This is a genomic window from Solirubrobacter ginsenosidimutans (genome assembly GCF_027587205.1).
The window spans coordinates 120334-134529 of the sequence record NZ_JAPDOD010000007.1 but is presented as its reverse complement, the minus strand read 5'-3'; the positions used below and the strand labels follow the sequence as shown (position 1 = coordinate 134529).

Sequence of the window (14196 nt, the reverse complement as noted above, 5' to 3'; positions counted from 1 at the left end):
TTGGTGCAGTCGGCATCGCCGGCGATCCGTCGGGACGGCGGGAGCGCGAGATGGCGGTCTACGCGTCGGGCGGGATGTTCTGGTTGAGCCGGAACACGTTGTCGGGGTCGTACGTGGCCTTCACCGCGGCCAACCGCTCCCACGTCGTGCCGGGGTACGCCGCGCGGACGCGCTGGGGGCCTTCGTCGTCGAGGAGGCCCGCGTACGCACCGGGGTCGCCGTCGTCGAGCTCGGCCGAGAGCCCGCGCACCCACGCCTCGTGTTCGGAGCGCTCGGAGGTGGACGGGTCGTAGATCGCCGCCACGTTGAGCATCGTCCGGCTCGCCCGGTGGGTGAACGCCGTGGCGTCCGCGGGCACGCGGGCCACCGCGCCGCCGAGCACGCGGATCTCGCAGGCGGCCAGCGTCGCCGACGACTCGCCGATCCGCTCGAGGATCGTCTCGGCCTGCGTGGTGCCGACCCTGCCGGCGAACATCGTGCGCGCCACCGCGAAGAGGCGGGAGGCCTGCTCGTCGGGATACAGCTCGGGGTAGCGCAGCGGCCGGAGGAGATCGGCGACCGGCTCGGCGAGCGCGCGGAAGGGCGCGAGGGCGCGCTCTCCCGCCTCGACCTCGCCCGCGTAGACCATCCTCGCCATCACCACAGGGCTGCCGTGCCGCTCCTCGGACACGAACGGCAGCGGTGGCGCGAGCATCACGTTGGCGATCGTGCTCAGCTCGTCCGGGGCGGCGTCGGCCTCCGCGACGAAGCCGGTGATCACCTCAGGCGTCGCCGGGAGGACGAGCAGCCCGCCGATGACCGTGTCGACCGGGTGGAGCCGGTACTTCATCCGCGTGACGACGCCGAAGTTGCCGCCGCCACCGCGCAGCGCCCAGAACAGCTCCGGCTCGGTCTGCGCGTCCACGCGGCGCAGCCGCCCGTCGGCGGTGACGATCTCCGCGGCGAGCAGGTTGTCGATGGTCAGCCCGTGCTTGCGCACGAGGAAGCCGATGCCGCCGGCGAGCGTGATGCCGCCGATCCCGACCGACCCCGTGTCGCCGAAGCCCGTCGCGAGCCCGTGCTCACCCGCCGCGACGGTGAACGCGCCGGACGTCAGGCCCGCGCCCGCCCAGACCGTTCGCCGGGCGGCGTCCAACTCGAGCGAGCGCAGCGCGGAGAGGTCGATCACGCTGCCGCCGTCGGAGACGCCGTGGCCGGCGGGGCTGTGGCCGCCGCCGCGGACCGCGAGCTCGGACCCGGTTTCGCGGGCGTTGGCGATGACGCGCGCGATGTCGTCGGGCCCTGCGACGCGGGCGATCAGCGCGGGGCGGTGGTCGATGTGCGCGGCGAAGACGGTCCGCGCTCCGTCGTAGGCGGGGTCAGCTGGGCCGATGACGCGGCCCTCGAGATCTGGGGCCAGCCGGGAAGTGAAGGTCATCGTCGGACTGTTCCTTCTTGTGCAGCGAACAAGAGCAACCTTAGGGAAGTCTTGTGCGCTGCACAAGAGGTGGATACGCTGCTCGCCATGCGCAGGCCGGCGTCGACCTCTCACCGCGGCGTGACACGGCAGGCCGTCGTCGAGGCGGCCGCCGACCTCGTCGCGGCCGACGGCCTGGAGGCGCTGAGCGTCCGGCAGGTGGCCAACCGGCTCGGCGTGTGGCCGACCACGGTCATGCATCACGCCGGCGGCCATCGCGACGGTCTGCTCCCGCTGCTGATCGAGCACCTGGCGGCCGGCATCCGCACCGACTCGGACGGCGACTGGCGCGCACGGCTGACCGACCTCGGGCACGAGATCCGTCGCGTCGCGCTCGCGCATCGAGGCTTGGCGGATGTTCTCCTGCGCTCGGGCGCCACGGGCCCGCAGGCGCTACGCCTCGCCGACGCGATCCTCGACGCGCTCCAGGACGCCGGCCTGGATCCCGACGTCGTGCAGGACGCCTACGACGTCTTCCTCACCTACGTGCTCGGAAGCGCCGGGCGCCAGACGACGGCCACCGCCCCTGCGCGCTGGCGATCGTTCGAGCTCGCGCTCGCCGAGGCCGAGCCCGACACCTACGCCGCGCTCCGGCACGCGACCCGCGGCAGGACGGCTCGTGACGACGATGCGCGCTTCGCCGGCGGCCTCGACCTCGTCCTCGATGCCATCGCGCCACGCTGACCCGCGGGTGGCGACTCATTCGGCGGTGGAGCCGCGCACCTCAGCGCGCCCCTTGCGACAGACGATGTCCCACGAGGCTTCGCCGTTGAGCGCGGCCTCGCAGCGGAACCCGCGGTTCGATCGGTGCGCGCTCGCGCACAGGTGCTCGTAGCAGGCGCCCGAGTCGGCCCAGCGGCCGACGCGCTCCATCACCTCCCGCGCGACCTTGCATGAGGTGTGTGCGGCGGTCTCGACGCCGATCGTGAGGTGCTCGCCGTCGACCCTGCTGTGGCACTCGCGGGTGTGCCGTGCGCGCGGGCAGCCGAGTTGCGCTTCGACGTGCGGGGCCGGGTCGGCGGACACCCTGACGGTCCCGGTCCCCGTGACGCGCTGCGTGTCGCTGAGCTCGAGCGACACCTCGATCGGCTGCCCGTCAGTCAGCTGGGGCGACGACTCGGCGAGCCAGAGGTCCTCGGAGTAACACGTCGGACGCAGGGGCCAGTACTGCATGCCAGGAATGTCATGCCTGCCGCCGGCGGCCTCGAGCGACGCGCCGTAGTTCGCGAACTCGGCCGAGTACCCGACGTTGTGCTTGAGCGGGCGATTGAGTCGCACCCAGACGTCGAGCGTCTGCTGCTCGGCGTCGTAGAGCACGAGCGGCGGCGTGACGAACCGCAGCGAGCCGGCGAGCGGAGCGGCGGTCCGTGGTGGGGCCTTCGGCGGCACCTCTGCCGCGCACGCCGCGAACGTCACGGCGATCGCGCAGGCCGCCAATACACGAAGCATGCGGCTGAAGCTAGGCCTCGCCCGCGAGCCCGCCAACCCCACCTAGGTGGAGCCGGGAGCCACCGCGCCACGTGCGATGATCGGCGGGTGATCACGCGCGCCGACGTCGACGCCGCCGCCGCGCGGATTTCCGGGCGGGTGCGGGTCACGCCGGTCGTGGAGGTCGATGCGGGGGCGACCTGGTTCAAGCTCGAGCTGCTTCAGCACACCGGAACGTTCAAGGCGCGCGGGGCCTTCAACCGCGTGCTGTCAGCACAGGAGTCGGGCGAGCTCGACCCGCGGGTCGGGATCGTGGTCGCCTCCGGTGGGAACGCGGGGCTGGCGAATGCGTATGCCGCGGCGGCGGTGGGAGTGCCGGCGACGGTGTTCGTCCCGACCACGGCGCCGGCGGTCAAGGTCGCGCGGCTGCGCGCCTACGGAGCGACCGTCGTCCAGGCCGGCAACGAGTACGCCGAGGCGTTCGAGGCCGCCGTCGGTCACGCCGCGGCGGCCGGCGCGGTCTACGTCCACGCGTACGACCAGCCCGAGGTCGCCGCCGGGGCGGGCGTAGGCGGAGCGGAGTTGCTCGAACAGGTCGAGGTCGACACGATCGCCGTCGCCGTCGGGGGCGGCGGGCTGATGGCGGGCGTCGCCGCCGCCGCGGAGGGGGTCGCGAAGGTCGTCGCGGTCGAGCCCGTCAGGTGCCCGACGCTGCACACCGCGCTGCGCAGCGGCCGCCCGGTGGACATCGGTGTGTCCGGGGTCGCCGCCGATTCGCTCGGCGCACGGCGGATCGGCGAGATCGCCTACGCCGTCGCCACGCGAACCGGCGTCCAGTCGGTGCTCGTCTCCGACGACGACCTGATCGACGCCCGGCGGCGCCTGTGGGACGAGCACCGGATCGTGGTCGAGCACGGCGCCGCGGCGGCGTTCGCGGCGCTGACCAGCGGCGCTTACACGCCCGAGCGCGGCGAACGCGTCGCGATCCTGCTGTGCGGCGCGAACACCGATCCGTCCGATCTCTAAGACACTCGCACTCGCGCGCGGACGGCCTTCGTGACCACCTGCGTCCCCGCCTGCGCGGTCGCGGTGAGGGTCACGGACAGCGAGCGATGCCGCTTGAGCGAGCGCAGTGACCTGGCGGCGAGCTTGAGCGAGACGGTCACCGCCTTTCCCGCCTTCGCGCGATAGCTCGCCCGCGCGATCGCCTTGCCGCCTGCGCGGAGCGTGACCGCACCGGCCGCGTCTTGGTTGAAGGGCTTCAGACTCACCTTCACGACGCCCTTGCCGGTGGCCGTCAGGTGCGTGGACTTGGCGGCGACCGCGAGCTTCGGCGGCGGCGGAGGCGGTGCGGGCGTCCCGGGCTCGGGCGGAACCGGCTGCACCGGCGGGGCATCCGGGAACGGGAGCGGGCCGAACTCGTCGAGGAACCGCTTGTGCGAGATCTGGCCGTCCACGCAGGTCGGCGCGGCGCCGATCAGGCTCGTGTCGACCATCGTCAGCGTGATCGTGTTGCCCGCGACCGTCTTGGTCACGCTCTGCGCCGCGCGCAGGACGCGATCCGGCGGAGGCGTCACCGAGCCGGAGGCGTCGTTGTCGCCGGGAAGCGTCGGCGCTTGCTGGAACCCGGCGATGGACGCCTGAAAGTCCGCGCACTGCGACGCGCCGACGAAGAGCCGCGCGCCGAGGTTCCCCCAGGCGTCCGCGCTCGGCGGCCCGTAGAACGTGTACGCGACCGACCAGGTGCCGGTGACCGGGTCGATCGTGGAATCGATGTGGCTGAAGTCCTGCGACGCGGGGAGGCCGGGATCGCGCGGGCTGTCGGTCGACGCCGTGGCGGCCCTGGCCGCCGGCGCGAGGACGAGCAGCGCGAAGAGGGCCACGACGATGGCCCGCGGCGAAGCGATCTTGCTCATGCGGTGATCCGTTCGATGATGGTGGTGTCGCCTCCGAAGTCGACTCCACCGGCTTTCGCGTCGGCCGGTCCGAGCAACCCGAGGAGGAGCCCGAGGATCGGCTTGGGGGGTCCCGTGAGGGTCGCGTCCGCGCTCTCGGCGGGCCCGAGCCGGGTGTGGATCGTGCCGTCGCGTGTCTCGATCACGATCGGCTGATCGCCGGTTCGCAGCTCGACGGTGACCGGCGGCGCGTCGGGCGTGCGGTCGGTCAGCATCAGTCCGATCGCGCCCGCCAGCCAGTGGCTGCGGACGGCGTCCTCGGGGTTCTGCTCGGTCATCAGGGGCAGCCCCCAGCGGAAGAGCTCGTCGAGCAACGGGCGGAGATCCTCTCCGCGTGGAGTGAGGCGATAGAGGGTGGTCGCGATCGGCGGGGGCGCGTCCTCGCGTGTGATCACGCCGGCGTGCTCCAACTCGCGCAGACGGTCGGCGAGCAGGTTGGTCGCGATCCCGGGGAGTCCGCCGCGCAGATCGGTGTAGCGGGACGGCCCTCGCAGCGCGAGCTCGCGGACGATCAGCAGGGTCCACCGGTCGCCGACCACGTCGAGCGATTTCGCGATCGCGCAGTACTCGCCATAGGACCTCATCGCCGCAACAACTCTAGCAGCGACTTGAGATTCACGTTCAGTCACTTGATTTTCTTGTCTAAGACGTTTAGAAACTCCTCCATGCAAACGCCTTTGACGCGCAACCGCGCCTTCGCCGCCGCCGGCGGTCACGAAGGCGCCGTCGTCTTCCCCACGCTGCGCCTGTTCGTGATCACGTGCCTCGACCCGCGCGTCGACCCCGCGCACTTCCTCGGTCTCGATCTCAGCGACGCGATGGTCGTCCGCAACGTCGGCGGCCGCGTCACCGACCAGGTGATCGACGACGTCGCCTTCATCGGCCAGCTCGCCGAGAGCTTTCTCCCCGACGGCCCGCTGTTCGAGGTCGCCGTCATCCACCACAACCAGTGCGGAGCCGGGGCGCTCGCCGACGACACGTTCCGCCACCGCTACGCCCAGCGGATCGGCGCGGATGAACCGTCGTTGCGCGAGTACGCCGTGGTCGACCCCGAGGCGACCGTCACCCGCGACGTCGAGCGCCTCCGCTCCGCACCCGCGATCTCGCCCCGCATCGCGGTGTCCGGGCACGTCTACGACGTTCTCACCGGCCTGGTGGACACCGTCGTCCCCGTACTCAGTCGAGCCGGGCGAGCGCCTGCTTCATGATCTGCTCGGCCTTCGCGCCGGAGTCCGCGCGCTCGCCGGTCTTCTTGATCTGCGCGAAGCCCGCATACAGGATCGCGTTGTCCTTGTGCAGGACGATGGTCACCAGGTCGTCGTAGGTGTCGGGGTTGACATCACGCGGCGCGGTGTGCGCGAGCTGCTGGGAGAACCCCGTCCATCCGTGCAGCTCGAGCGGGCGGGTGTTGACGGTGTAGGAGCCGATGATCTGGGGCGGCCCACCGAGGATCGTCCACGACGCCGGGCACTTCGACACCGTCGCGTTGACCTTCTTCATGCCGGCCTCGGCGAGCTGCGCGTTGTGGAACACCACCGCACCCTGCGTGACGACCGGCGGTGAGTCGCTCTTCGGATTCTGCGGGCCGACGATGAAGCGGCCCGTCGAGTTGCCGCCCTGTAGCTCGACGGCGGGGGTCATCGCGTCGACCGGAGCGTCGTCGGCGCGCTGCACGTACGGGCACGTCGGCACGCTGTCCTCGGGCGTGTAGATGATGTGGCCCGCGACGCCCGTGTCCTCGAACGCGATCGTGCCCTTGCCGAGGTCCGCGGGCTTGACGAACCCGGTCTTGATCGAGGCCTGCGTAAAGCCTGACGAGCCCTCGCCGGAGCCGCCCCCGCAGCCCGCGAGGGCGACAGTGGCGGCGACGATCGCCGCCACGGTTCTCGATGCTGATGTGCCCATGAATCCGTTCCCATCTTGCCATCGCGGGGCGGCGCCGGGTGGCGCCGCCCCGCGATCGCGAACTACGGCGTCGTCGTCGACAGCGTGAACGTCAGCGTCTTGCTGTAGGAGCCGGTGCGCAGCGGCTCGCTCGAGCCGATGTGCTGGCGGAAGTCCAGCGACACGGCGTCGTTGGAGATCGGCCCGTTCCACGTCAGCAGGTTCAGCGGGCTGGCCGAGGAGCCGACGTTGTTGAACGCCGTCCCCGTGTTGGCCGCGTTGCGCGCCCTCGCCGTCAGCGGATCCGTCAGGCTGAACGTCCCGTTGACGAGGTGCCCAGTCGCGGTCGCCGACGGATCGGCCACGCTCAGCAGCGCGTCGCCCGCGGTCGAGATCACGTTCGCGGTCGTCGTGGCGTCGTACGTCCTGTCCACGCCCGGGGTGAAGGCCCCGAAGCTGCCCGGTGCGCCCAGCGTCAGGCTCAGCGTCGCAGGCACCGAGCCGCCGGCGGTGCCGTCCGCCGTCCCGGTGTAGGTGACCTTCGCGCCGTCGCAGCCGCCCCAGCAGATGCCGTCAGGCGTGCCCGTGACCGTGCCGTCGAACTTCAGGACGTCGATGCCGCGGTTGTAGTCCGCGACGTAGATGTAGCCGTTGTGCCAGTACGACGCCGAGGCGGAGCCACTCGTGACGCCGGTCGTGCCGGACGGGACGCGGAAGTAGCCGACCTGCGTCGGGTTCGCCGGGTCTGACATGTCGAGGAACCGGGTGCCCTGGCCGTACCAGGCCTGGGCGACGATGTTGCCGTTGGTCGTGAACCAGTGTGCGGAGCAGCTACCGGTCGTCGCCGAGCCGGGCTTGCCCCACGGCGTCCAGTGGCCGACCAGGTTCAGGCGGAACGGGTTCTGCGGCGTCGAGTTCCAGCCCTGGCCGTCGTAGCTGCCCGCGAGCGAGACGACCTTCAGCTCGCCTGCCACCGAGCAGGCGACGATGTTCTCGTTGGTGACGTACAGCAGGTCGCCCGCCGGGTAGTTGCCGACCTTCTGGGTGATGTGCTGCGCGTTGTGGTCGAAGTAGCCGAAGAAGTCGTCCGTCGCCGTCGCGACCAGCGGGGTCGTGCCGCCCGCGTAGGGGATCGGGTCATACGCCGTCGCGACGCGGGTGACCTTCTTCACCGGGTCGTAGTGGGTGCCGACCGTGTAGTAGCCGCGCACGCCGCCCTCGCCGGAGGCCCAGGCGATGCCGTTGCGGTCGACGTCGACGCTGTGCACGTAGCCGGTCTGGCCGTCGAAACGCGCGGTGTCCAGTGGCGTCGGGTACGTGTACGGATGCGCCGGGTCGGAGATGTCGGTGACCCAGATCGGCACGCCGCCGCGCTTCTGCGAGTACGCCGGCTGCGGGAACCAGTCCGGGTTGTTGCCCGGGGTGCCCGTGCCGTACGGGCCGACCGACCAGAGGTACTGGCAGTCGTTGATACAGGTGCTCGTGTGCCCGGCCGGAACCGGGTGGAAGGTGACGATCTTCGGGTTGTACGGGTCCTTGACGTCGATGATGTAGACGCCGGTCTGGCCCGTGGTCAGCGTCCCGCCGAAGCCGCGCGGGTCACGGCTGAGGAACACGAGCTTGCGCTTCGGGTCGACGGTCATGTTCTCGCCCTCGTAGAAGCGATCCTGCGTGTCGCCGGCCACGCGCAGCTGGGCCGCGGTGACGCGCGCCACGTACGAGGGGTGTGCCTTGTCCTTGAGCGACCAGATCGCGAGGCCGCCGGTCCCGTCGGCGAACATGAAGTCGCCGAGGTCGCCGCCGTAGTCGATGAAGTTCGCTCCCGCGTACCCGCTCACGCCGCGGACGTTGTCCTGGAACGTGACGTGATCCGTGACCGCGTTGGTCGGGACGTTGTGGGTATCGGGCAGCGGCGTCGGTGTCGGCGTCGGTGTCTGCGCGAGCGCCGCTCCGGCGCTCCCGAGCGCCACTGCACCGACCGCCAAGCAGGCTCCGGTGAGCGCCTTGACGCGTCGTGTCGTGCGGTTCCCTCCGTACAACAGGTCCCCCTCTCCATCTGACCCAGGCTCGGTCACTCCGATTGCGACCGGACTCTCTCTTTTTTGATCCTATCGTCGTATGTGGACCGGTACGTCTAGATATCTGTAGGAAGCTCGGCGAGCCGAAAGCGACGACCGTCGGGCCGTACGGAGGCGACTGAGGGGACCATGAGCGTGGCGGGTGGATTGCGTGACACGCGGCCGCTGAATACGATCGCGCCGAATGCGGATCGCCGCCTCGCGAGCGCCCGGAGCACAGCGCGTCGTCGCTCCGCTGGAGCTCTTCTTCGACCTCGTCTACGTCTTCGCGATCGGGCAGCTCGCGCACCACCTGGTCGAGCACGTCGATCTGCGGACCGGTGCCGAGACGGTGATCCTGGCGCTCGCCGTCGTCCACGCGTGGTACATGACGGCATGGGGCGCGAACTGGCTGGATCCGGACCGGCTGGCGGTGCGGCTGCTGCTGATCGGACTGATGTTCGCGAGCCTGCTGATGTCGGTCGCGATCGGCGACGCGTTCGAGGAGCGTGCGTGGCTGTTCGTCGTCGGCTACCTGCTGATCCAGGTCGGGCGCTCGGCGTTCCTGATCGTCGCTCTCCGCGGGCGGGCGCTCGGGGAGCACTTCGTGAACGTCCTCGTCTGGGAGCTGCTCGCGGGCCTGTGGTGGGTCGGCGGGGCGATCGCCGAAGGCGACGCGCGCCTCGTGCTCTGGGGGCTCGCGGTCGCGATCACATACGCCGGCGTGTCGACCGTGCACTGGCTTCCCGGTCGCGGCCGGCGCATCGACCTCGCGAACGCCGAGATCGCGAGCGAGCACCTGATCGAGCGCTTCCGGCTGTTCTTCATCATCGCGCTCGGCGAGACCGTGCTCACGATGGGCTCCGCGTTCACCGCCGCGCCGTTCGACCTCGAGCGCCTGCTCGCCCTCGCGATCGGCTTCGCGGGGACGGTCGCGCTGTGGTGGTGCTACTTCGAACGCGCCGAAGCGATCGCGGTCGAGGCCGCCGAGACCACCGAGCGGGCCGGCACGATCGGCTGGTGGGGCACGCTGACGTTGACGCTCATCGTGCTCGCATTGATCGCGATCGCCGTCGGCGACGAGATGGCGATCGCCCATCCAGGCGATGACGCGACCCTCGGCTTCACGGTCCTGACGTTCGGCGGGCCGGCGCTCTTCGTGCTCGCCCAGGCCATGTTCATGCGTGCGGCGCGCGGACATGTCCCGCGCTCGCGGCCGCTGGCGCTGGCCGCGCTCGCGATCCTGGCGATCGCCACCGCGCCGCTGACGCTGATCGCCGGCATCGCCGCGGCGACCGCCGTGCTCGTGGCGATGGCGATCCCGGACACGGTCGGCGAACGCGAACCGGCCGCGATGCCGTCAGCGGCCCGCTCAGGTGACGGCGATCTGCATCCACGTCCGTGACCGGCACTCCTGGAAGATGTCGATCTCGCCCGTGTGGCCGTTGCCGGTGAAGGCGAGCTCGGAATCCCATGGGTCGAGCTCGGAGTGCGTGACCCGATACCCGGCGGCCTCGAGCGCGCGCACGTAGTCGTCGTGGGCTGAGCGGATGCTGCGCTTGAAGTAGCCGTGCGTGGACCACTTCGCGTCATTGCCGGTGAACGCCACGCCGGGGAGGGTCGGGAAGCCCTCCGGCAGGTCGGGCTGCACGCGGGTGTCGCCGATGTCCGAGCAGGGGCGCGTGGAGACGATCGGGACCTCGGTCTCGCCGCGGTGGCGGAACAGGTCGCCGAGCTGGTGATGCTCGACGGCGGCGACGGCGACGGTCGCCACGAGCAGGCTCGTGAGCGTCGCCTGGGCGAGCCGCGGGGAGAGCCCGCGGCTCAGCGCGCGCACGCCGAGCAGGAGCGCCGCGGCCGCCGCCGTGGTCGCTCCCAGCCAGAACGGGGCGGACGGCGACACGTACGTCCACAACACGCCCGCAGCGATGCTCGCCACCAGCGCTGCGGCCGCGGTGGCGGCGTAGAAGACGCCGTAGGCCGTCCCGACGTGGCCCTCGGTCACGTGGTCGGCGACCCACGCGCGGCCGACACCCTCGGTGGCCGCGACGTAGACGCCGTAGAACGCGAACAGCGGCCACACCGCCCACGAGCCGGGAGCCACCGCGAACCCGACGTAGACGAGCACGAACACGATCACGCCGAGCGTGAAGATCGCCGCGCGCGGGAGGCGATCCGACAGCGCGCCCAGCGGCCAGGAGAGGCTCGCGAAGACGACGTTGTAGCCCGCGTAGGCGAGGACGGTGAGCAGCGTCGCGAGCCCCAGGTCATGCGCGCGCAGCAGCAGGAACGCGTCGCTCGAGTTGCCGAGTGAGAACACGACCCAGATCAACAGCACGCTCCAGAACGAGCCCGGCAATGCCCGCGCCCCCGCCAGCTCCGGCGCGTGCTTCTTCTTCGCGTTGACCCCCGACGGCGGCGCCTCACGGATGCGCCGGATGAGCAGCAGCGTCACCGCCCCGGGCAGCACGCCGACCCACAGGATCGTCCGCAGCGAGCACCCCGCGGCGAGCAGCAAGGCGGCCAGCAGCGGTCCGACGATCGCGCCCACCGTGTCCGCCGAGCGGTGGTAACCGAAGGCCGAGCCCATCAGCTCCTTGGGCGTCGAGTCGCGGATCAATGCGTCGCGCGGCGCGCCGCGCGTGCCCTTTCCGATGCGGTCGGCGATCTTCGCGCCGAGCACCCACCCCCACGTCGGCGCGGCGGCCACGCCGGCGCGCGCGACCGTCGAGAGCCCGTAGCCGGCCATGATCCACGGGCGCCGCCGCGGCTCCGTCGCCGCGCGGTCGGAGAGCCAGCCGGAGATGAGCCGGAACCCGAGCGCCATCGCCTCGGCGACGCCCTCGATCAGGCCGATCAGCGCGATCGGCGCGCCGAGCGTGATCACGAGGAAGAGCGGGACGATCGGGTACGCCAGCTCGCTCGCCGAGTCGTTGGCCAGAGAGACCAGGGCGAGGAGGCGGACGTTCTCCGGCAGCCCCCGCCGCGCCGCCGCGATCCGCGCGAGCCCGCGCGGCTTGTTCTCGACCTGCGTCATGCGGGGATCGCCCCGTTACTCCCAGTCGATGAGCACGTACTCGAGCAAGCCGATCACCACGTAGGCGATCACCGCCACCAGGACCATCGTCAGCGCAGCCGCGAACAGCAGCGGCGCGTCGTACTGCCCGCGCGCGAACTCCATGAGGTAGCCGAGCCCTTCGCTCGCGGCCACGAACTCGGCCACGATCGCGCCGGTGAGGGAGAGCGTCGCGCCCATCCGCACGCCGGCGAGGATCGTCCGCAGCGCCAGCGGCAGCTCGATGTGGATCAGCGTGGTCCAGCGTCCCGCTCCTTCCGTCGCCGCCGCCTCGACGAGCGTGCGATCCACGTCGGCGATCCCCACCGCGGTGTTCACGAGCATCGGGAAGAAGACGATCACCGCGCAGATCAGCACGTGCGAGGCGAGCCCGAGCCCGAACCAGACGACGAGCAGCGGGGCGAGCGCGAGCATCGGCATCGCCTGCGTGGCGGCGATGTACGGCGACAGCACGCTCGCGAACACGCGCGACTTGGCGAGCGGGTAGGCGAGCACGGACGATGCGACCAGTGCGAGCAGGAAGCCGAGGAACGCCTCGCGCAGGGTCGCCCAGATGTGGTGCCAGATCACGCCCTTGCGGGCCAGCAGCCACCACTCGTGCGCGACCGACCACGGGGACGGCAACGAGTAGTCGGCGACCACGTTGAGCTGGTAGATGAGCGCCCACAGACCGAGCCCGGCGAGCACGGAGATCGTGCTGATCGCGAGCGAGCGCAGGCCGCCCGCGCCCACCGGCCGGCGGCGCACGCCGCTGCGCCGACGCGTCGCGCGAGAGCGAGCGCCGTACGCGGCGCTCGCGACCCGCGCCTCGTCGGCCACCAGCGGCGTGCTCGCCACTTACATCCTCACGTTCGCCAGGTCGGTGAACCGGTTCGTGAAGACGTTCTTCACGGAGGGCGCGCCGGCCTTCGCGATCGCACCGATCGACTGCATGAAGTTCAGCGTGGTCGGCCAGGCCGCGGGGTTCGACCAGCCGACCTGGTGACCGGCGACCGGCTGCTGGTACTTCATGCGCGCGTCGAGGATCAGCTTCTGGGTCGCGATCTGCTTGGCGGAGATGACCTCCGGCATGCGCTTCAGCGCCATCTTGAAGGCGGCGTCCCGGTGCTGCAGCGTGTACTTCTCGCCGCGCATCGTGGCCTTCACGAACGCCGTGACCTCGGCGGGGTTGCTCTTGATCAGCTTGGTGCCGGCGATGATGCCCGTCGACACCAGGTTCTTGTAGTCGGACACCTTCATCACGTGCACGAGATGGTTGAGCGCGCGGGCGTTCACCGGCTCGTTGTCGGTGAAGGTCATCGCGACGTCGATCTGGTGGTTGATCAGCGCCTCGGTCTCGGTGAAGCCGACCGCGATGACCTTGACGTCGGAGCGCTTGAGGTGACCGGCCTGCAGCAGGGCGCTGAGGCCGTAGTCGGTCGAACTGCCGGGCGCCGAGATGCCGATCGTCTTGCCCTTCAGGTCAGCCGGCTTGTTGATCGTGGGGCCGCCGTCGGCCAGCCACATCGCGCCCACCGGGTACTGCTCATACTGCTGCGCGACGACCTGCACCCCCGCGCCCTTGGACACGCCGAGCAGCGCGGCGTCGCCACCCGCGGAACCGAACTGGAACTTCGACCCGTCGGCCACCGCCTGCGGCGGGTTGGGGAGCTTGTCGTAGTTGAGGGTGACGTTCAGCCCGGCTTGCTTGTAGTAGCCCATGTCCTGAGCCACGTAGTACGGAGTGGAGACCACGTCGGGCTTGAAACCGAGCGCGACGGTCACATTCGTCGCGGCCCCGGCCACGCCGGGCGCCATCGCACCCGCGGCGAGCATGCCGGCGACGGCCGCCGTCAGGCGGCGCGCACTTCCTTGCATTGATTCCCTCCTTCGCTCTACAGGCCGCCGAACCACCGGCAGCCATCCGGTGTCTGACCCCCGGGCCCGTCTCGGTTACCCCCCGGACGGGGCCGTCCGCTTGATCAATATCAAGCCCGGAATGAGCGCTTCGTTAGAGGCTCACGACATGGAGCTCGATCCGGTAGACGAGCGTCTCCTCATCGATCGGCCCGGCGTGCGCGGCGCGGTCGCGCAAGGTCTCGCGGTCGGGCTCGCCCGCCCGCCGGACGTCCGCCTCGGTGATCGCCGCGAACGGGACGAGCTCGATCGCGTCGATCTCGATCAGACCGGAGCCGACCCGGTAGCGACCACCCTCCTTGACCTGTGGCCGCTTCCACAGCCGCACCGACAGCGTGATCTCGCCGGCCAGGACGTCATCGCGCAGCTCACGGCTGAACTCCACCCCCGGGACGCTAGCCGGTGACGCGCGTTCACCCCATGCAGGTGATGCGCGCCGCAATT

14 protein-coding genes are annotated in these 14196 nt (G+C 70.9%); 4 read left to right on the top strand and 10 right to left on the bottom strand.

The genetic code is table 11. The annotated features are described in order from the left end of the window. Positions 1 to 58: 58 nt before the first annotated feature. The gene (locus OM076_RS11170; protein WP_270039926.1) at positions 59 to 1417 is read right to left on the bottom strand and encodes an FAD-binding oxidoreductase; all 1359 of its coding nucleotides are present in this window, start codon (positions 1415 to 1417) and stop codon (positions 59 to 61) included. An 87-nt stretch (positions 1418 to 1504) separates the two neighbouring features. On the opposite strand from OM076_RS11170, the gene OM076_RS11165 reads away from it, so the two are divergent. Next, positions 1505 to 2140, top strand: a complete 636-nt coding sequence (locus tag OM076_RS11165) for a TetR/AcrR family transcriptional regulator (RefSeq protein ID WP_270039924.1) — start codon at positions 1505 to 1507, stop codon at positions 2138 to 2140. Positions 2141 to 2155: 15 nt separating this feature from the next. On the opposite strand, the gene OM076_RS11160 is transcribed toward OM076_RS11165, so the two are convergent. Continuing rightward, the gene (locus OM076_RS11160) at positions 2156 to 2905 is read right to left on the bottom strand and encodes a hypothetical protein (RefSeq protein ID WP_270039923.1); all 750 of its coding nucleotides are present in this window, start codon (positions 2903 to 2905) and stop codon (positions 2156 to 2158) included. An 87-nt stretch (positions 2906 to 2992) separates the two neighbouring features. Between OM076_RS11160 and OM076_RS11155 the strand changes: the two genes are divergently transcribed. Continuing rightward, entirely contained in the window at positions 2993 to 3910 is a 918-nt protein-coding gene (locus OM076_RS11155; RefSeq protein WP_270039921.1) for a serine/threonine dehydratase, read from the top strand. On the opposite strand, the gene OM076_RS11150 is transcribed toward OM076_RS11155, so the two are convergent. Continuing rightward, positions 3907 to 4800: a hypothetical protein gene (locus OM076_RS11150; protein ID WP_270039919.1), complete on the bottom strand. Its 894-nt coding sequence runs from the start codon at positions 4798 to 4800 to the stop codon at positions 3907 to 3909. The two genes, OM076_RS11155 and OM076_RS11150, sit on opposite strands and share 4 nt — an antisense overlap. After that, positions 4797 to 5423 carry a winged helix-turn-helix transcriptional regulator gene (locus tag OM076_RS11145; RefSeq protein ID WP_270039917.1) on the bottom strand — a complete coding sequence of 209 codons (627 nt, stop codon included), beginning with the start codon at positions 5421 to 5423 and terminating at the stop codon, positions 4797 to 4799. The genes OM076_RS11150 and OM076_RS11145 overlap by 4 nt, the downstream gene beginning before the upstream one ends. 81 nt (positions 5424 to 5504) lie before the next feature. On the opposite strand from OM076_RS11145, the gene OM076_RS11140 reads away from it, so the two are divergent. After that, positions 5505 to 6047: a carbonic anhydrase gene (locus OM076_RS11140; protein WP_270039916.1), complete on the top strand. Its 543-nt coding sequence runs from the start codon at positions 5505 to 5507 to the stop codon at positions 6045 to 6047. Here the strand turns inward: OM076_RS11140 and OM076_RS11135 are convergent. Beyond that, a complete protein-coding gene (locus OM076_RS11135; protein ID WP_270039915.1) occupies positions 6016 to 6720 on the bottom strand; it encodes a hypothetical protein in 705 nt (234 codons plus the stop codon). The genes OM076_RS11140 and OM076_RS11135 overlap by 32 nt on opposite strands. An 86-nt stretch (positions 6721 to 6806) precedes the next feature. Beyond that, on the bottom strand, positions 6807 to 8708 hold the full coding sequence (locus tag OM076_RS11130; protein ID WP_270039914.1) for an LVIVD repeat-containing protein: 1902 nt from the start codon (positions 8706 to 8708) through the stop codon (positions 6807 to 6809). A 277-nt stretch (positions 8709 to 8985) separates the two neighbouring features. On the opposite strand from OM076_RS11130, the gene OM076_RS11125 reads away from it, so the two are divergent. Then, positions 8986 to 10185, top strand: a complete 1200-nt coding sequence (locus tag OM076_RS11125) for a low temperature requirement protein A (protein WP_270039911.1) — start codon at positions 8986 to 8988, stop codon at positions 10183 to 10185. Here OM076_RS11125 and OM076_RS11120 read toward each other — a convergent pair. From OM076_RS11120 to OM076_RS11105, 4 genes are all read right to left on the bottom strand, one after another. Further along, positions 10153 to 11817 (bottom strand): MFS transporter, encoded by a 1665-nt coding sequence (locus OM076_RS11120; RefSeq protein ID WP_270039909.1) that lies wholly within the window; start codon positions 11815 to 11817, stop codon positions 10153 to 10155. The genes OM076_RS11125 and OM076_RS11120 overlap by 33 nt on opposite strands. A gap of 15 nt (positions 11818 to 11832) precedes the next feature. Continuing rightward, positions 11833 to 12693 carry an ABC transporter permease gene (locus OM076_RS11115; RefSeq protein ID WP_270039907.1) on the bottom strand — a complete coding sequence of 287 codons (861 nt, stop codon included), beginning with the start codon at positions 12691 to 12693 and terminating at the stop codon, positions 11833 to 11835. Further along, entirely contained in the window at positions 12694 to 13713 is a 1020-nt protein-coding gene (locus OM076_RS11110) for an ABC transporter substrate-binding protein (protein ID WP_270039905.1), read from the bottom strand. 133 nt (positions 13714 to 13846) lie between these two features. After that, positions 13847 to 14137: an ASCH domain-containing protein gene (locus OM076_RS11105; protein WP_270039903.1), complete on the bottom strand. Its 291-nt coding sequence runs from the start codon at positions 14135 to 14137 to the stop codon at positions 13847 to 13849. Positions 14138 to 14196: the final 59 nt, after the last annotated feature.

What these genes read in the sequence shown, in the direction of transcription:
- OM076_RS11140 (WP_270039916.1), top strand. Translation starts at nt 5,505, where the DNA reads ATGCAAACGCCTTTGACGCGCAACCGCGCCTTCGCCGCCGCCGGCGGT.
- OM076_RS11150 (WP_270039919.1), bottom strand. Translation starts at nt 4,800, where the DNA reads ATGAGCAAGATCGCTTCGCCGCGGGCCATCGTCGTGGCCCTCTTCGCG.
- OM076_RS11165 (WP_270039924.1), top strand. Translation starts at nt 1,505, where the DNA reads ATGCGCAGGCCGGCGTCGACCTCTCACCGCGGCGTGACACGGCAGGCC.
- OM076_RS11170 (WP_270039926.1), bottom strand. Translation starts at nt 1,417, where the DNA reads ATGACCTTCACTTCCCGGCTGGCCCCAGATCTCGAGGGCCGCGTCATC.
- OM076_RS11110 (WP_270039905.1), bottom strand. Translation starts at nt 13,713, where the DNA reads ATGCAAGGAAGTGCGCGCCGCCTGACGGCGGCCGTCGCCGGCATGCTC.
- OM076_RS11160 (WP_270039923.1), bottom strand. Translation starts at nt 2,905, where the DNA reads ATGCTTCGTGTATTGGCGGCCTGCGCGATCGCCGTGACGTTCGCGGCG.
- OM076_RS11120 (WP_270039909.1), bottom strand. Translation starts at nt 11,817, where the DNA reads ATGACGCAGGTCGAGAACAAGCCGCGCGGGCTCGCGCGGATCGCGGCG.
- OM076_RS11145 (WP_270039917.1), bottom strand. Translation starts at nt 5,423, where the DNA reads ATGAGGTCCTATGGCGAGTACTGCGCGATCGCGAAATCGCTCGACGTG.
- OM076_RS11125 (WP_270039911.1), top strand. Translation starts at nt 8,986, where the DNA reads ATGCGGATCGCCGCCTCGCGAGCGCCCGGAGCACAGCGCGTCGTCGCT.